We start from the raw sequence: 17,689 nt of genomic DNA on the forward strand, positions 1-17,689 counted from the left end.
TGCCATGTCGGACGATCTTCATCAAACTTCGTCAGGCAAGCGCCTGGACGTCATTAGCTGGGACGAGTTCTTTATGAGCGTGGCCATCGCCGCACAGCGCCGCAGCAAGGACCCCAACACGCAGGTGGGTGCGTGCATCGCCAGCACCAACCACCGTATCCTTTCGGTGGGCTACAACGGTACGCCCTCGGCGCTCAACGACGACTTTTTCCCGTGGGGTACGAGCGACGACCCGCTGCAGGACAAGCACAACTACGTGGTCCATGCCGAGGCCAACGCCGTGCTCAACTACCGTGGCTCGCTCAAGGACCTCGAGGGTTCCACGGTCTACGTCACGCTGTTCCCGTGCCACGACTGCGCCAAGATTTTGGCGCAGGTGGGTGTGGGCGAGGTTGTCTACCTGGACAACAAGTACGCCGACACCGACGACGGCCGCATCAGCCGCCGCATTCTCGACTCCTGCGGTATTAGCTACCGCCAGGTTATCGTCGATGTCCAGATTGGTACCGGGGGACAGGCTCGGCAGTAGCGCGTGCCAACGCCAGCTGGTAACAACAGGCAGCTAAAAGATCCCCGTCCCAAATTGACTACTCGTGAAAGTCGCGTCTGCGCGCATGGACGGCTCGTGAGCGGGTACACGGCTGTAGTAACATAGCTTCTGTCCGCGGGCGCGCCCGCGTAATTGTGAGAAAGGAGCCCCTGTGGCTGTTAACGAAGAGCTGCTTAAGAAGGTTCTTGAAGAGATTCGCCCCAACCTGCAGGCCGACGGCGGCGATATGGAGTATGTGGGCGTTGACGACGAGGGCGTCGTCAAACTGGAGCTGCAGGGCGCTTGCGCCGGCTGCCCCATGAGCTCGCTGACCCTGTCCATGGGTATTGAGCGCATCCTGAAGGAGCATGTGCCCGGCGTTACCCGTGTCGAGCAGGTTAATGCCTCCGGCGAGACCGACGACCTGTACGACGAGTACGCGCCGTTCTAAGATGCGAAAGCTGCGGACGGCATACTCCGCATAGACGTTACGCCCAAATATGCGGCTGCGAGCGCAAGGCCCGCGGCCGCATTTGTATGTAGGGAGTAGGAGGGTCGACATGCTCAACGACTTCTACCATATGCTTGATCCCGTCGCGATTTCGGCGGGGCCCATCACGATTTACTGGTATGGTCTGGCCTATGTGGTCGGTGCCCTGCTCACGGCGGTTGTCATGTACCGCACGCAGCGTCGCTGGGGCTTTAGCATCACGATTGACGACCTGACGAGTGTCGTGGTCGGCGTGGTCTTTGGCCTTATCATTGGCGCCCGTCTGTTCTACGTCATCTTTTACGGCGACGGCTACTACTGGGCGCACCCGCTCGAGATCTTTGCCACCAACGAGGGCGGCATGAGCTTCCACGGTGGCCTGGTCGGCGGCATCTTGGGCGGCATCATCGTGTGCCGCATGTATAAGCTCGATGCATGGACGTTGGCCGATCTTGCCGTCATTGGCGCTCCGCTGGCCCTGTGCCTGGGCCGTTGTGCCAACTTTGTCAACGGTGAGCTGTGGGGCAAGCCGACCGATCTGCCCTGGGGCGTGGTCTTCGGTGGCACCGCGGGCGATATGTCGCGTCACCCCTCCCAGCTCTACGAGGCATTTCTTGAGGGCATTGTGCTCTTTTGCATTCTGCAGGTGCTCAGCCGCAAAAAGCCGCTGCTGCCCCAGGGCACGTTTATGGGCGTGTTTGTGATGGGTTACGGCATCGTCCGCTTCCTCGTCGAGTTCGTGCGCGTGCCCGACGCCCAGCTTGGCTATCTGCTGGGCGGCGTCATCACGATGGGTCAGCTGCTGAGCCTTCCGCTCGTTATTGCGGGCCTGGCGCTCATCATCTTCGCCCGACACCGCAATCGCCCCCAGCGCATCTACCTCGACGCTTAACCACCACATACGACCACAAAGGGGGCAGGCACCTTTGTGGTGGTTTGCTGGGCAATGATGACAGAACCGTAACGTTTCCCCAGATAAAACCTGCCAAAATAAACCTGTCCCTTTTTGGCAGGTTTCTAGAAAGGCTTTCGGACTGTGAAGGATTCCGATCTCTCCACAACGGCTGCGCGCGACGCGGCCCGCATCGTCTGGTTTAAGCGCTACCCCGCCAAGCAGACGCTCATCGCATTTCTGCTCGCGCTGTTGGCGACCACGGCGTTTTCCATCGATCCCGCCCCGGTGTCGAGCAACGCAGTCTTGGCGATTGACCCCAAAGCCTCGGGCATGCTGTACGTGTGCTACGAGGTGCTCCTCTCGTTTGCCGGCCATACCGACGCGGTCATGCTGCTTGCGCTTGCCTGCCTGCTCACGCTGCCGTTTCGCTACGTGTTCTTTGGCCGTGGCGACACCTGGCGTCCATCGATCATTCTGCCGTCGCTGTTTTTCGCCATCTGCATGGTGTTCGGCCGCAGCTACGACCTCACCGACTCGGCCGAGATTGTTCTTGGCGACAAGGCCCGCATCATCTGCGCCTGGATTGGCGGCGCGGGCTGGATGCTCCTAGCGATCGTGGCCTTCTATCTGGCTTTTGAGTGTCTGGATTGGCTGAGCTCCCGACGCATCCCGTTTTCCGAGGCGCACTTTGGCCGCATATGGCGTGTGGCTCACGCCGTGCTCTCGGTCCATCCCTTTGCCGGGCCCTTCCTGGTGCTTATGATCGCCTGGGCGCCCACGCTCATCGCTTCGCTGCCCGGCCTTTTTATGGGAGATACGGGTGCGCAGATTCGCCAGTGGTTCAACTATCCCAACGGCACGAGCGACTACCTGCGCCTACTCAACCCCAACGTGCTGCTCAACGGGCATCATCCCGTAGTGCACACGGCCATTATCGGCTCGTGCGTTCAACTGGGGCTTTCGCTGTTCAACAGCGCTAACGCGGGCCTCATCATCTATACCTGCGCTCAATTTGTCATCACGGCTGCCTGCATGGCCTATTCCATTTCGTCGCTGCGCAAACTGGGCGTGAGCCTGCCGGTTCGCGGTGCGATCCTGCTGTTCTTTGCGTTTATGCCGATGTTCTCTAACTACGCGGCGTTGCTCACCAAAGACGTGCTCTTTGCCGACGCGTTTTTGGTGCTGCTGGTACAGACCGTCAAGCTCGTGGCATGTGGCTTGCCCCGTCGTGATGCCAATGCCGAGCGTGCGGGCGAACAGAGGCCCGTGCTCTTTGCGCGCCACGACTGGCTGCTGCTCGCTCTGGGCGCCATCGGTTCCACGTTTCTGCGCAACGGCGGCCTGGTGTTTCCCCTGGCGGCATGCGTAATCGCGGCGGCGTTTTGCGCATGGGACGCGCATGCGGCTCGTCGCGCAGCCAAGCAGGCTGGTACTGCGCCTTCGGGCGGCATCCCGCGCTTCCGCTGGGTGGGAGTTCTTGCGGTGCTTGCACTCTGCCTTGCCTCTAATATGTACTTCACCAAGGTTTTTATGCCGGCGCACGACATCACGCCTGGTTCCAAGCGCGAAATCCTCTCGATTCCGTTCCAACAGACGGCTCGTTTCGTCCAAAAGCACGACGGCCTCAACTCGGGCGTCAACCCCACGGTTAAGGAGGACGGCACCATCGTGGAGGCTCCTTGCGACGGCTTGGTGACCGACGAAGAGCGTGCCGTGATCGACCGTGTGCTCAAGTACGAGAATCTGGGCCGCCGTTACAACCCGGATAAGTCGGATGCCGTCAAGAACTGCTTTAACGAGTACGCCTCGCAGGAGGACATCGATGCCTATTTTGAGGTCTGGGCGCAGATGTTCAAAAAGGATCCCGAGTGCTATATCTCGGCGCTCATCAATAACTATTACGGCTACTTTTATCCGAGCGCGCGCGATGCCTGGGTCTACAGCACGGCGCGTAGTGCCGAGATCATGGCGCGTCCCGACAACCTCAAGTACTTCGACTTCCATCCGGTTGACAGCAACGTGGTGCGCTGGTGCGACCACCTGATCAATCTGTACCGTGTGGCGGTGCAGCGCATCCCGTTTATTTCGCTCACCATGAGCTCGGCCACCTATGTGTGGATTATGATCGCCGTGGTGGTCTACCTGCTGCGTCGTCATTCATGGCGTGCGCTGGCGATCTGGGTGCCGCTGTTGGGCGTGCTCGCCGTGTGCCTGATTGGTCCGTGCAACGGCTCGACCTACATGCGCTACCTGTATCCGGTCATCGCCTGCATGCCCTTCGCCATCGGCGCCACCGTCACCCGCAGTGACTTCCTCTGGTCCTAACCTGGTGCATTGGGGTCAGGTTTCTTTGCTGCACCAAAGGGGCCATCATCACGACGCCTTCATTTTGGGGTTTATCTTGCAGGCCAGTAGGTATATCATAACGACGTTTGTTTATATTGCCCGAGCATCTGCGCTGGGCTTTAGGTCGAAACCGATAGGAGACACGTATGTCCGGACACTCTAAGTGGGCCACAACCAAGCATCGTAAGGGCGCGCAGGACGCCAAGCGTTCCGCCCTCTTCTCCAAGCTCAGCCGCAACATCACCGTTGCTGCCCGTCTCGGCGGTGACCCGCTGCCCGAGAACAACGCCAGCCTCGCCGCTGCCGTTGCCAAGGCCAAGGCTCAGTCCATGCCTAAGGACAAGATCAAGTCCGCTATCGACAAGGCTTTTGGTTCGGGTGCCGATGCCGCCGTCTACGAGAACATCGTGTACGAGGGCTACGGTCCCGCCGGTGTCGCCGTCTACGTCGACTGCCTGACCGACAACCGCAACCGTACCGCCGCTGATGTCCGTTCCGCCTTCTCCCACGCTGGTGGCAACCTGGGCACCTCCGGCTCCGTCGCCTTCCAGTTTGAGCGTAAGGGCCAGATCGTCGTCGCCAAGGAGATCCTGGACGAGAACGCCAAGAAGGAGACCATGATCGCCAACGGTGCTGCCGGTGACGAGGATGAGTTCATGATGGCCATCGCCGAGGCCGGTGGCGAGGACTACGAGGATGCCGGCGAGGAGTGGATTGTCTGGACTACTGCCAACGAGGTCATGGCTGTCTCCAAGGCGCTCGAGGAGCAGGGCGTCCAGGTCAAGGGCTCCGAGACCACCATGGTCCCGACCACCCCGACCGAGGTCTCTGGTACCGACGCCAAGAAGGTCCAGCGCCTCATCGACCGTCTTGAGGAGCTCGACGACGTCCAGGACGTCTACAGCACCATGGACATGACCGACGAGGTCATCGCTGCCCTCGAGGAGGAGTAGCGCCAGCACGGATTGAGCCGTGCATATCTGGGCATAATGAAGCGAGCATGCAAGCCTCGTGGAATAGATGAGCCGGATCCGCGTGCGTAGAGCACCGGACCCGGCTCTTTTATAATGATGCGAACCGTTCTGCATTTCGAGAGCCGAGATTTGAAGGGAGCGCCGCGTGCGCGTACTCAAACGAGCCCTAGCGATCGTGTATCTTGCCGCCACCATCGTGGCACTGGGTACGCTTGTCTGCCAGTTTTGGGGGCCGTATACGTATCGCTTTATGCTGCTGATGCGCGACCCCATGCCGCGCATCGTCGTGACGGCGTGCGCCGGCGTCGTGGCGATCGGCGTACTGCTGAGCTTTTTTCGCCTGATGTTCGCCCGTCGCGAACCGTCCTGCGTGCATCCGGCGGGGGAGCGCAATATCGAGGTTACCCTTGCGGCGCTTTCTTCGTGCGCCAGGGTTGCTGCCGAGCGCGACGACCGCGTGATGGTCGAGCATGTCGAGGCTCGCGTCCAAGGCCCCGACGATTCGCACGTCCGTTTTAAGGTCGAGGCTATCGCGCTTGACGATAAGGACGTGGCATCTCTGGCTACCGCGATGCAGCAGCGCATCGAAGAAGCCTGCGATACCATGCTCGGCGCGCCGGGTACGACCGCGCGCGTCCGTTTTTTGCCGTCCAAGACTACCGTCCAGACCGTGGAGGTTTCCGGTGAGTGATACCAATCAAGATAAGACCGCTCGTACGCCGCGCCTGACGATTGACCAGAGCGCCACGTCGGCGAGCGAACCTGTTGATTCCAAAGCAGAGGCAACCGAGTTACAAGACGCGGCAGCCGCGGATTTTGACGAGGCTATGGGTCTCATCAAGGGTACGGGCGCTGCCGTCTGGAGCTATGCTGTGCGTCATCCCAACACCACGCTCGGCGCCGTCGCCGGCTTTATCCTCGCCGTGTTGGTGCTCACGTTGGGCCTGTGGGACACGCTCGTCATTGCATTCTTCGTGCTGATCGGCGCTGTGATCGGCCAAATTCGCGACGGCGAGAACGGGATCGTCAACTTCTTCGGCCGTCTGTTTAGCGGCCGCTAATATGTATTCGACTGTCGCATCCGCGGCAGGCATAAGGAGGAACCATGGCTTTTAATACGAAGGTCGATGTAGCCGATACCGAGCTCGAGGAGAACGAGGCGGTCGTCGCCGAAGCTGAGGATGTGACGCTCGAGGATGAGGCTCTCGTCGAGGCCGAGTCCGATACGGATGAGGACGACGAGGAAGCGGATGAGTCCGAGGACTCGCTGACCTATTCCAACGGCGTGATCGAGAAGATCGTTGCCATGGCCACCCGCGAGGTTCCGCACGTTCTGGGCATGAAGGGTAACCTCATGCACTTTGTGCAGGAGCAGTTTGGTGCCGAGAATCTGACCAAGGGCGTGACGGTCGAGGTCACCGACGATAATCGCGTGGTCGTCAACATCTCCGTCATCATCGAGTACGGCGCCTATGCGCCCGCGATCTTCGACGATGTTAAGGCACGTGTCACCGAGCGCCTTGCCGCGATGACTGGCCTTGAGGTGGCGGGCGTCAACCTGCGCATCGAGGATGTCATCACCCCCGAGGAGTACGAGCACCGCACCAGCCAGCACGAATAACCTTCCAAAAAGGGACAGGTTTGTTTTGGCAGGTTTTATCTGCGAAAACATTAAACGGCCGACCGCGCAAGCAAAAGCGTGGCCGGCCGTTTTTGTACGCTCCCGATATAGTCATACCGCTCGTCTAACTAAGGGTTGCAATCCCCACGTTCCGCGTTACTCTAATGGGCGCATTGTTTCCAAATTGTTAACGAGGGGTTGCCGTAATGGCCGACGAGCACGAAACAGAAAGCAAGGCATGGGCAATTGAGGCCGCTGCGGCAGAGGCGGCGTCGCGTGCTGCCGAGGAGGTGCATCGTCCTCCCGTAGTGCCGATGGAACGCGTGGTCGATCGCGATGTTATCGAGCGGGGCGAGCGCGCTGGTCGCAAGCGCAGCCAGGAGCCGGGCTTTCCGCGCTTTTTTGCCGAGCTCAATTTGGGCCTGATCCTCACGGCCTTTGCCATCGTCGCGTTTAAAACCCCTAATCACTTTGCTTTTGGCGGCACCTCGGGCGTGTCGGTCATTCTGTCCACGCTGTTCCCGACCCTGCCCGTCGGCGTCTTTATGTGGATTATCAATGCGGTCCTGGTCGTTCTGGGCTTTATCTTTTTGGAGCGCAAGGCAATCCTGTGGAGTGTCTTTGCCTCGTTTGCGCTGTCCGCCTATGTTTCGCTGTTTGAGCTCTTTATTCCGACCGATGTCTCGATGACGGGCGATATGTGGCTCGACCTGTGCTTTGCCGTGATTCTGCCGGCGCTCGGCAGCGCCATCGTCTTTGATATTGGTGCCTCGACGGGCGGCACGGACATCCTCGCCATGATTCTCAAACGCCGCACGACGCTTGAGATCGGCCGTGCGCTGCTGCTGGTCGATATCGGCATCGTGACCATCGCGGCCTTCTTGTACGGCCCGCGCGTCGGTCTGTATTGCGTGCTCGGCCTGTTTGCCAAGACGCTTGTGGTCGACAAAGCCATCGAGAGCATCCACCTGCGTAAAGTCTGCACGGTCATTTGCTCCGAGCCCCTTAAGGTCGAGGAGTTTATCGTCAAGCATCTCAACCGTACGGCGACTATCAGCCGCGGCTACGGTGCTTTCTCGGGCAAGTGCGTGACGGTGATCATGAGCGTGCTAAGCCGTCGCGAGGCCGTGCAACTGCGCCGCTATGCGCGCGAAGTCGATCCGGGTGCCTTTATCACGATCGTCGACAGCTCCGAGATCGTCGGCAAGGGTTTTCGCGGAACGAACTAACGCGGTCGAGCTCATCAAACAATCGAATAGCGCCCTGCGCATTGCAAATGCGTCATGTTGGAGTATTTGTCCCCACATTGGGTGATAATGATGCCAAAGACATCGTTTGCGATCCAGATGATTCGCTCAAGATACGAAGGGATGATCTCGATGTTCTGTTCGCAGTGTGGTGCCCCCATGGGCGACAACGATAAGTTCTGTGGTGCGTGTGGTGCCCCCAATGCCGGTGCCGCAGCCTCCAATCCTCAGGGGCAGCCTCAGCAGTTTGAGCCTCAGCCTGTCATGAACGTGCCCAAGGGCTGCACGGCTCAGGCGTTCGAGGATATGACCAAGACGCCGGGCGTGCTGCAGCGCGTGTGCCAGATCGCCTTTTTGCCGGCGCTTATCTGCGTCGTGTCGGTGCTCGTGCTGTTCATTCCCGTTATTGGCGGCATTGCAGCTGCCATCGGCTTTTTGGCAGCTTGCATTGCGAGCGTGTGTGGTTCCGGCTTTGGTATTGAGTGGGGTCGCGATCTGTCGCTCAAGGTTGATGGCGGTATGGATCGTCCACTCATGCGTTCCACGTCGTTTGGCCTCGGAGTCTTTTCGAGCGTTATCTCGGTCGTGCTCGAGGTTATCGCTGCCATTCCCGTTATCGGTGTAGTGCTTTCGCTAGTGGAGAGCGTGGTAATTGGCGCCGCGGGCTCGTATTCGTATTACGGCTCCTATGCACTCGAGGCAGCGCTGTTTGGCTCGCTTGGCCTGCTTGTCCTGGCTATGATTGCCACGGCGGTCTTGGGGGTCTTCTTTAAGATGTTCGCCGACATTGCCGTGATGCACTTTGCGGTGACCGGTCGTGTCGAGAGCGCGTTTTCGCTCGACAAGGTCTGGGCGGCGTTTAAGCACAACAAGACCAAGCTGTTCTGCGCTTCGTTCTTTCCCGAGTTTTTGACGGGTCTGGTCGCCAACGTTGTCACATGGATCCTGACGCTCGTCTTCGGCGCCATTGCCTCTGTCGGTATGTATAGCTACTACTACCGTCCTTCGGCTATTGAGGCGCTTGTTACCGGCGGTGGCATCACGCTCGTATTGTTCTTGGTGCTGACGGCGTTTGTCACGGTATTCCTCACGGTCTTTGGCAAGATGCTCAAGCATCGTGCCGTTGGCTACTGGGTAGCGCGCTATGCAGCTGAATGGGCTGATGAGGATAAGGATGACGTCCTGACCTTTGTGCTGCCGTTTGAGAAGAAGTCTGCTCCGGCTGGTTTTAGCACCGACGCAGCGCCCGTATCCGATTCCGCTGCGGCGCCTGCGCCCGAGCCTGAGCCTGAGCCTGAGCCTGAGCCCGCGCCCGTGCCTGAGCCCGACCCCGCGCCCATGTCGGAACCGGAGCCCGAGCCTGCGCCTGAGCCCGACCCCGCGCCAAGCTCCGACGAGGACCCGCAGGACGAGTAACCCTGCCACCTGCCATTTGGGGACGGGGTAGAAACGGTAGAAATAGCGCTTGACAAATAAGCGGGGGCGGACGTGCCGAAGCGTCCGCCCCCGCTTTGATATCGCGATGCGGCTATGACTGCGAGATGGTCGTGGATCGACTACTCGTCGTGCTTCTCCTCGCGGCGAGCGGCGGCACGTGCATCATGGATGCCCTTGATGGCGGCATGGCGCGCCGTGCGGGCATCATGGATAGCATCGCGAGCCTCGGCGGACGTGGCCTTGGCAGAGCGCAACTTGGCGGCCAAGTCGGGGTTGGTTTCGGCGACCGCGGTGATCGCGGGGCCGTCGAGCTCCTCTTGGGTGGGCTCGGCCAAAAAGTCGATGGCATACTGGGCGGCCACCATGGAGCCCTTTGCCAGCACAGTCTCGTCGATCTTGTAGAAGCAGGAATGTTGGGCGTACGTGGCGCCAATCTTGGGGTTGCGCGTACCTACAAAGGCGAGCACGCCCGGTACGCGGCGCAGGTACTCCGAAAAATCCTCGCCCGAAAGCGTGCCGCGGTAATGGCCTTGGCCGGTGGGGCCCAAGCATTTGATTACTGCCTGGCGGCAGCGCTCGCTCGAGGCGGCATCGTTTTCGACCTTGTAATTGGCGATGGTGTAGTCGGTGAGCTCTGCCTCGGCGCCCAAGGCGGCCGCGGTATGCTCCACGATGCGGCGCATGAGCTCCGGCATTTCCTCGTGGGTCGAATCTCCGTAGGTGCGCACCGTGCCGGCGAGGTAGGCCGTGCCGGCGATAACGTTGCGCGCGGTGCCGCCGTGCAGCTCGCCGACGGTAATGACGGCCGGCTCGTAGGGACTGATCTCGCGCGAAACGATGGTCTGCAGAGCGTTGACGATCTCGGCGGCAACCATAACGGCGTCGTGACCGCGCTGGGGCATGGCGCCGTGGCACGAGGTGCCGCGGACGTCGATGCGGAACCAGTCGGTATTGGCCATGCGCGGTCCGGGCTCGCAGCTCACGGTGCCGGCGTCGACCTCACTCCAGATGTGCGCGGCGTAGGCGCCATCGACGCCGTCGAGCACGCCCGTGCCGATCATGAGTTTGGCGCCCTGGCCGTTTTCCTCACTGGGCTGGAAGACGATGCGGACTTCGCCGTGGATGTCGTCGGTCATATGGCGCAGGATCTGCAGCGTGCCGAGCATCATGGCGATGTGGCAGTCATGGCCGCAGGCGTGCATGCAGCCCTCGTTGACGCTGGCGAACTCTTCGCCGGTCTGCTCGGTGACGGGCAGGGCGTCGATGTCGGCGCGCAGAAGGATGCGGCGGCGTGGCGTGCCGTCCTCGCGATAGGCATCCGGCGCGGTGCCGCGAAGGGTCGCCACAAGGCCCGTCTTAAGGGGACGCTCGTAGGGGATATTCATGGCGTCGAGCTGGTTGGCGATGTCGGAGGTCGTGCGCTCCTCGGCAAGGCTCAGCTCCGGGTGCTTATGGAAGTGCCGGCGCTGCTTGATGATATAGGGTTCAAACTCGGTAGCGATATCTTTGATGGCTGCGGTGACGTCGTCAGCCGCGCGAGCCTCGGTCGCCGCCATAATCTGCTGTGCCTTGGTCTTCGTCATGGTCGATTTGCTCCTTGCTGGGTTGATCGCAAAATCGTACAGGCTCTCTCCAGTATGCCACCTGCCGCTAGGGCTGGTAAAGTTGCCGTTTGCCGCTTGGGGTTTTGTTACAAGGGCGGGGGAGTACACTCGGGGGTGTTGAATTTCCTGCCAGAGATGGGGATGCCCATGCAACATATCGATCGGATTATCCGCTCCAAGAACGTCTTTACCGCGCAAGACGGCATCGATACCGCCCGCGAGCTGGCGATTGCCATCGCAGGCGACCGTATCGTCGCAGTCGGTGCGCCCGATGACGTGATTGCCGCCGCTCCTGCCGCTACGCCGGTTATCGACTACGGCGAGCAGTTTGTCTGCCCAGGTTTCCATGACGCTCATCTGCACTTCTTCCATACCTCGGTCGGCTCCTCGCCGTACATGCTCATGGATATGGGCACGTCCGAGGCTGCGCTGGTGCAGCACGCGCTCGAGTTTTCCAAGGACCTGCCCGATGACGCTTGGGTTGTGACCCAGGGTTGGCGCGATTACCGCTGGGATCCGCCCGAGCACCCTACCAAGGCCTCCCTCGACGCTGCCTTCCCCGATCGCCCCTGTGTTATGTACTCGGGCGACGGGCATACGCTGTGGCTCAACAGCCGCGCGCTCGAGGCGCTCGGCGTTACGCGCGACAGCGAGCCTCCGGCGGGTGGCAGTTACGACAAAGACTCAAACGGTGAGCTTACGGGTATCGCCCACGAGGCAGCTGCTATGCAGCTGCTGCCGCGCTGCCTGGAGTGGCTGGGCGAGGACCGCATCGCAAGCGCTTACGCCGACCAGATGAAGCGTATGGCCGAGCAAGGCATCACCTCAATCTGCGATATGTCGCTCATGCCCATGCCGGGCTGCGATTTTATCCGCGATGATGTCTACGACAAGCTACAGGCAGCCGGCAAGTTGGGCATCCGAGCCCATCTGTTCCCCACGCTGCTGGATGACCAGTCGCGCTTGGAAGAGCTGCAGGCACGTTACGCGAACAATGTGCTGCTCTCGGCACCGGGCTTTAAGCAGTTCTTCGACGGCGTGTCGAGCGAACACACGGCATATCTCACCGAGCCCTATACCAGTCCGCGCTTCCCGGGCGACCAGGGCCGTCTGACAGTTCCTGCCGAGCGCATGCGTAAGCTGGTTCTGGCGGCTGCGGAGCGCGGCCACACTGTGCGTATCCACGTCATCGGCGACGGTGCGATTCATGCCGCGCTGGATATCTTCGAGGAGGCCGCCGACCTGTACGGCCTGCCCCAGCACGGCCATAATACGCTTGAGCATCTGGAGAATCTCCTGCCCCAGGACATCGATCGCCTGCGCAAGCTCAACGTGATTGCCTCGAGCCAGCCCTGTCACATTACGCTCGACCCGGGCGGCCCCGAGCGCGATTTGGGCATGGAGCGCAGCCGCATCATGTGGCCGTTTGCAACCTATAAGCAGCGCGGCATTCGCCAAGCCTTCGGTACTGACAGCCCTATCACGCCCGTTACCAGCATGAACGTGCTCTACACGGCTATTACGCGCCAAGACCCCAAAAGCCACTGGCCCGAGGGCGGCTGGCTGCCGAGCGAGCGCATCGATGCGGCAACGGCCCTGCGCAACTACACCCTGGGCAGCGCCTACGCGGCAGGCGACGAGCAAAACCTCGGCAGCCTGGAACCCGGCAAATACGCCGACCTGGTAGTCCTGGACCAAAACCCACTCACCATCGACCCCCAAGAACTCCAAGCCACCAAAGTCCAAGCCACCTACCTAGCCGGCAACCTGATCTACGAGCGCTAGCCCCATACCCCACCCATAAGGGGCGCGTTTCTGCAACGTGCCCCTTTCTTGTTCGCACCATCTGCATCGCCATTTTGCTGCACTGACTTTTCTGAATGCCGGGCCCGAATTAGTTAACCTGCCTCCCGTGTGGCTCCGGAGGGGCGGGGCATAAGGTTTATCGCGAGTTCCGCACGAGCCGAAGGCCACTTAATGTGGCCTTCGTGCGAGCAGGACTGCCCGAGCAGGAAACCTTATGCCCCGCCCCTCCGGAGCCACACGGGAGGCATCGCTAAGTTATCCCCCGGCATTCAGAAAATCTAAGTGCCAAAAAATAAGATTTTTTGACTCCGTGTTGTATAACCCGCCATTCGTGGGTACCATTCAACGCGTACGCAAACAAAAAGGGTTAATTCGCGCGGCATAACCGCGCGGCCCAAAAAGGAGGAAACAAGCATGTCGTCTTTGAAGCCGCTTGCAGATCGTGTTCTGGTCAAGCCCGACGAGGCCGAGCAGAAGACCGCTTCTGGTCTGTATATCGCCAGCAACGCCCAGGAGAAGCCGCAGCGCGGCACCATCGTTGCCGTTGGCGCCGGCAAGGTCAACGACAAGGGTGAGCGCATCCCCATGGACGTCAAGGTCGGTGACGTTGTCATCTACGGTAAGTTCGGTGGCAACGAGGTCAAGGTCGACGGCGAGAAGTATCTGCTGATGCGCGCCGACGACATCTACGCTGTTGTCGAGGCCTAGTCTCGTCAGAATCTCTGATTCGTCTTTGAACGCGCCCGCCGCATAGGACTCGGAAGCGGCGACGCGAGTCACGTTTCTTTTGGAGGATTACCTACCATGGCAAAGAACATTACGTTCAACACCGATGCCCGCGCTAAGCTCGCCAAGGGTGTCAACACTCTGGCCGACGCCGTTACCGTCACCATGGGCCCCAAGGGCCGCTACGTTGCGCTGCAGCGCACGTTCGGTGCTCCGACCATCACCAACGACGGCGTTTCTGTCGCCAAGGAGATCGAGCTCGAGGACAACATCGAGAACATGGGCGCTCAGCTGGTGAAGGAGGTCGCCACCAAGACCAACGACACCGTGGGTGACGGCACCACCACCGCAACCCTGCTCGCTCAAGCCATCGTCAACGACGGTCTGCGCAACGTCGCCGCTGGCGCCAACCCGCTGGCCATCCGTCGCGGCATCGACAAGGCCGTCAACGCCGCCGTCGCCGAGATGAAGAAGCAGGCCAAGCCGGTCGAGACCAAGGAGCAGATTGCTTCCGTCGGTACCATCTCCGCCGGTGACCCCGAGGTCGGCGAGAAGATCGCCGAGGCCATGGAGGTCGTGGGCAAGGACGGCGTCATCACCGTCGAGGATTCCCAGACGTTCGACATCACCATCGACACCGTCGAGGGCATGCAGTTCGACAAGGGCTATGTCTCCGCTTACTTCGTCACGGATAACGACCGCATGGAGGCCGTGATGAAGGATCCGTACATCCTCATCACCGACCAGAAGATCTCCAGCGTCCAGGACATCATGCCTGTTCTCGAGGCTGTCCAGCGCGCTGGCCGTGGCCTGCTCATCATCGCTGAGGACATCGATGGCGAGGCTCTGCCGACCCTCGTCCTCAACAAGATCCGTGGCGCCCTCAACGTCTGCGCCGTCAAGGCCCCGGGCTACGGCGATCGCCGCAAGCGCATCCTGGAGGACATCGCCGTCCTCACCGGTGGCCAGGCTGCTCTGGACGAGCTGGGCGTGAAGGTCGCTGACATCACCGCCGATATGCTCGGTACCGCTAAGTCCGTCACCATCTCCAAGGACAACACCGTCGTCGTCGGCGGCGCTGGCTCCAAGGAGGCCATCGACGCCCGCATCGCTCAGATCAAGGGCGAGATGGAGAACACCACCTCTGACTTCGACCGTGAAAAGCTCCAGGAGCGCCTGGCCAAGCTCTCCGGTGGCGTTGCCGTCATCAAGGTCGGCGCTGCTACCGAGTCCGAGCTCAAGGAGATCAAGCATCGCGTCGAGGACGCTCTGCAGGCTACCCGCGCTGCTGTCGAGGAGGGCATTGTCGCCGGTGGCGGCGTCGCCTTCATGGACGCTGCTCCTGCACTCGACGCCGTTGAGCTTGACGACCCTGAGGAGAAGATCGGTGTCGACATCGTCAAGAAGGCTCTGACTGCTCCGGTCGCTACCATCGCCAAGAACGCTGGTTTTGAGGGCGCTGTCGTGGTCGACAAGGTTGCCGAGCTGCCCGCCGGCCAGGGTCTCAACTCTGCCAACGGCGAGTGGGGCGACATGATCGAGATGGGCGTCCTCGACCCCGTCAAGGTCAGCCGCGTCACCCTGCAGAACGCTGCTTCTGTCGCCAGCCTGATTCTCATCACCGAGGCCACCGTCTCCGATGTGCCCAAGAACACTCAGCTTGAGGACGCTATCGCTGCTGCTACCGCTGGTCAGCAGGGCGGCGGTATGTACTAAGGCCGACAAGGTCTAGAACTCCCACCGGGAATCCGGGGGCGTGACGGGGTCTTCTCTCCGGAACGTCCTCGGTTAGATTGGGGCCCCTTGTCCTGCTCCTTTGGAGCCGCGGGCAAGGGGTCCTTTTTGTGCTGATGTCTTTATTTAATGAGGTGCTTTCCGCTTTGTTTGAATGGTGATGTAAGAGGTAGGGCGCCGAGGAATCAGAGCAGCCCTTTTGCTCGCTCGTTGTAGATTATATTGAGCTCCGATTGCATATACTCTTCTTTGAGCTTAGCAATGAAACGCGCGTCCGAGAACAGTCGGTAGACGAGTATCGCTGCGCCTCCGAGGTCGAGGCACTTGGGATTCTCTTTGATTAACGCCCGTATGACGCTGCTTGAAGTTGCGATGGTATCGGACAGGAGGATGATTTTCTTGGTACGTGCTTGGTACATCTCGGTGCAGTAATCTGATCCGTCGTCCTTGAATATCAGTGAGCACCCGTGAAGTGCCGCTATCAACCAGTTGATAAGCGCGGCCATACCTGCCTGCGCGCCGACCTTCAGCACATCGCCGGTGCTGACGTATTTGGTAAGCACCTCGGTATGTGTTTTGTCGAGGATGAGATTGGCGAATGGGATCTGTATCCCGCACGGTGTGTACAGGTCTGTGCCGATGTGGATCAGCTGCTTGATTAGAGCAGCCGCGGCGGCATCCGGCTCGCTCACGACGCGTCTTCCCGCCGCAACCAGCATCTCTACAGTCCCAGCGGGCGCCCCGATCTGTGGATTTTTCCCAAAGGCGTCATAGGAGACCGAGTAGGTTGCGGGAATTCGTGCACCAATACCAAAAACGTTAGTATCTTTAACGCAGGTGATGCTGTTGGTCATGATGTTAGATGTTCCGAACACGAGACCGAGCACTGGGTCGTGGCCGAGGGTCGCGAACCGGTGGTTTGCGCCCTTGAAGAGCCCGATGTTTTCTGCCTCATAGCGTGTCGCGTCGTAGGGCACTCCGCGTGAATTAAGAATTTGATGTTTTGAGGCGAACAGATGGTTCGATTCCCGTGGCATCCTGTCATCGAAACCAGAGAAGACACGACTTTGGAAGTTGTGCAGAGCGTGTTCTTTTACGTTGCCCGCTCCGGCACACTCGACCTCCGTCAGTGAGTTGATGATAAGAATGCGGGCGACTTGGAGCATGGTTGCGGCGACGACAAAGGCGGCGTCAGCATCCTGCAGTCGCGTCCGCTCCTTGAACTCCCGGTCGATGCGCTGAAGGTTCTCGCCGTACTCGCGGACGGACTTTTCGACTGCCTGCTCGGCCCGGCTCTCGTCAACGGCCATGCATGCCACCCTCGCCGCCATATAGTCGGCAAAGAGTCTGCAGGCATGCTCCTCTTCTTCTGTCACCTGGCCGTCCGCCGCCGCGGCGACTTGCAACTGCTCGGCCATGGAGTCCAGCGACACGATGCTAACGTTGTCCAAGTAGTCCTTGACTTGGTCGAAGGACAAACCCTTGTCATCCGCGATGACCTGCACCTTTGTCTTGACGTTATTTGGGAGGCCGCCGTCCAGCTTGAGGTAATTGAGACCCTCCTCGAGCCACTTCTGCTCCTCTTGGGAAAAGTCACCGTCGCAGCGCATCAGGAAGCAAAGCGTTGCCACATATGCGTAGATGAAATTGTGTCGCTTCTCTCCCGCAAGGTAGGCGCCCTGCTTGATTCCGTCACGGAAACCCTTGATACGTGCCCTGCGGAGTCGCGCGGAGAATGAGTTCTCCTTGATGGCATTGATCCCGCCCTCCACGGTCGACGCCGCGTCGGACGCAAGGGACGATGCTCCTTGGGCCAGATCTACGGCGGCACCGATGGCAATTCCGCCTACCGCGTTCGCGGCCCCTATAATCGTTTTGCCTGCATCGGACGATGCAATTTGCTCGCCGGCACTCGACATACCTTCCGCAACCGAGCACATGGCGCTGCCGATGGCCTCGGATGCCGAGGTGGCCGTATCGACGATAACGTTTCCCGCGCCCTCAGCTGCATTCGTGGCGCCTTTGGCGGCGGACTCGATGGCCGCCGATGCGTCTTTTGCCATCTCACCGGCGGCTTGGGACAGAGCTTTTCCGAGATCAAGTTTTACTGCCAATTTGTTCTCCTGACATACGCGGGTTGCGCAGCGACCTCCTTCATACTACTGCGCGGTGCGAAGCATTGGGTGCGTTGGTGGATTGATGATTACGGAAAATGGGACGCATCTCCATTCCGTTTCTCCGGTTGATTTCCGATCTCAGCCGAACACATTGAGCAAATAG

15 protein-coding genes are annotated in these 17,689 nt (G+C 60.2%); 13 read left to right on the forward strand and 2 right to left on the reverse strand.

Annotation, left to right across the window (positions count from 1 at the left end):
- Positions 1-4: 4 nt before the first annotated feature.
- The 10 genes from DXD56_RS04225 (at position 5) to DXD56_RS04270 (ending at position 9,518) form a co-directional block, all read left to right on the forward strand.
- Positions 5-529 carry a dCMP deaminase family protein gene (locus tag DXD56_RS04225; RefSeq protein ID WP_117640262.1) on the forward strand — a complete coding sequence of 175 codons (525 nt, stop codon included), beginning with the start codon at positions 5-7 and terminating at the stop codon, positions 527-529.
- Positions 530-701: 172 nt separating this feature from the next.
- A complete protein-coding gene (locus tag DXD56_RS04230; protein WP_099432127.1) occupies positions 702-980 on the forward strand; it encodes a NifU family protein in 279 nt (92 codons plus the stop codon).
- Positions 981-1,089: 109 nt separating this feature from the next.
- The gene (gene lgt, locus DXD56_RS04235) at positions 1,090-1,911 is read left to right on the forward strand and encodes a prolipoprotein diacylglyceryl transferase (RefSeq protein WP_117640264.1); all 822 of its coding nucleotides are present in this window, start codon (positions 1,090-1,092) and stop codon (positions 1,909-1,911) included.
- A gap of 144 nt (positions 1,912-2,055) precedes the next feature.
- Positions 2,056-4,239 carry a DUF6020 family protein gene (locus DXD56_RS04240; RefSeq protein WP_233524930.1) on the forward strand — a complete coding sequence of 728 codons (2,184 nt, stop codon included), beginning with the start codon at positions 2,056-2,058 and terminating at the stop codon, positions 4,237-4,239.
- A 167-nt stretch (positions 4,240-4,406) separates the two neighbouring features.
- On the forward strand, positions 4,407-5,213 hold the full coding sequence (locus DXD56_RS04245) for a YebC/PmpR family DNA-binding transcriptional regulator (RefSeq protein ID WP_117640266.1): 807 nt from the start codon (positions 4,407-4,409) through the stop codon (positions 5,211-5,213).
- A gap of 166 nt (positions 5,214-5,379) precedes the next feature.
- Positions 5,380-5,925, forward strand: a complete 546-nt coding sequence (locus tag DXD56_RS04250; protein ID WP_117640268.1) for a hypothetical protein — start codon at positions 5,380-5,382, stop codon at positions 5,923-5,925.
- The gene (locus DXD56_RS10185) at positions 5,918-6,295 is read left to right on the forward strand and encodes a DUF2273 domain-containing protein (RefSeq protein WP_233503061.1); all 378 of its coding nucleotides are present in this window, start codon (positions 5,918-5,920) and stop codon (positions 6,293-6,295) included. The genes DXD56_RS04250 and DXD56_RS10185 overlap by 8 nt, the downstream gene beginning before the upstream one ends.
- 44 nt (positions 6,296-6,339) lie before the next feature.
- Positions 6,340-6,855, forward strand: a complete 516-nt coding sequence (locus DXD56_RS04260) for an Asp23/Gls24 family envelope stress response protein (RefSeq protein WP_055251999.1) — start codon at positions 6,340-6,342, stop codon at positions 6,853-6,855.
- A gap of 206 nt (positions 6,856-7,061) precedes the next feature.
- Positions 7,062-8,084, forward strand: coding sequence for a YitT family protein (locus DXD56_RS04265; protein WP_117584120.1), 1,023 nt, complete (start codon positions 7,062-7,064; stop codon positions 8,082-8,084).
- A 150-nt stretch (positions 8,085-8,234) separates the two neighbouring features.
- Positions 8,235-9,518 carry a zinc-ribbon domain-containing protein gene (locus DXD56_RS04270; protein ID WP_255413179.1) on the forward strand — a complete coding sequence of 428 codons (1,284 nt, stop codon included), beginning with the start codon at positions 8,235-8,237 and terminating at the stop codon, positions 9,516-9,518.
- A gap of 140 nt (positions 9,519-9,658) precedes the next feature.
- On the opposite strand, the gene DXD56_RS04275 is transcribed toward DXD56_RS04270, so the two are convergent.
- A complete protein-coding gene (locus tag DXD56_RS04275; protein WP_117640272.1) occupies positions 9,659-11,122 on the reverse strand; it encodes a M20 family metallopeptidase in 1,464 nt (487 codons plus the stop codon).
- Between the two features lie 168 nt (positions 11,123-11,290).
- Between DXD56_RS04275 and DXD56_RS04280 the strand changes: the two genes are divergently transcribed.
- The 3 genes from DXD56_RS04280 to groL all read left to right on the forward strand — a co-directional run bounded on the left by DXD56_RS04280 (position 11,291) and on the right by groL (position 15,391).
- Positions 11,291-12,928: an amidohydrolase gene (locus tag DXD56_RS04280; protein ID WP_233524931.1), complete on the forward strand. Its 1,638-nt coding sequence runs from the start codon at positions 11,291-11,293 to the stop codon at positions 12,926-12,928.
- A gap of 435 nt (positions 12,929-13,363) precedes the next feature.
- On the forward strand, positions 13,364-13,657 hold the full coding sequence (gene groES / locus DXD56_RS04285) for a co-chaperone GroES (protein WP_022094351.1): 294 nt from the start codon (positions 13,364-13,366) through the stop codon (positions 13,655-13,657).
- 96 nt (positions 13,658-13,753) lie between these two features.
- The gene (gene groL, locus DXD56_RS04290) at positions 13,754-15,391 is read left to right on the forward strand and encodes a chaperonin GroEL (protein ID WP_022094352.1); all 1,638 of its coding nucleotides are present in this window, start codon (positions 13,754-13,756) and stop codon (positions 15,389-15,391) included.
- Positions 15,392-15,594: 203 nt separating this feature from the next.
- Here groL and DXD56_RS04295 read toward each other — a convergent pair whose 3' ends face one another.
- Positions 15,595-17,523 carry a TerB family tellurite resistance protein gene (locus DXD56_RS04295; protein WP_117640274.1) on the reverse strand — a complete coding sequence of 643 codons (1,929 nt, stop codon included), beginning with the start codon at positions 17,521-17,523 and terminating at the stop codon, positions 15,595-15,597.
- Positions 17,524-17,689 lie beyond the last annotated feature (166 nt).

The organism is Collinsella sp. TM06-3 (assembly GCF_003436395.1).
Taxonomy (GTDB): Bacteria; Actinomycetota; Coriobacteriia; order Coriobacteriales; family Coriobacteriaceae; genus Collinsella.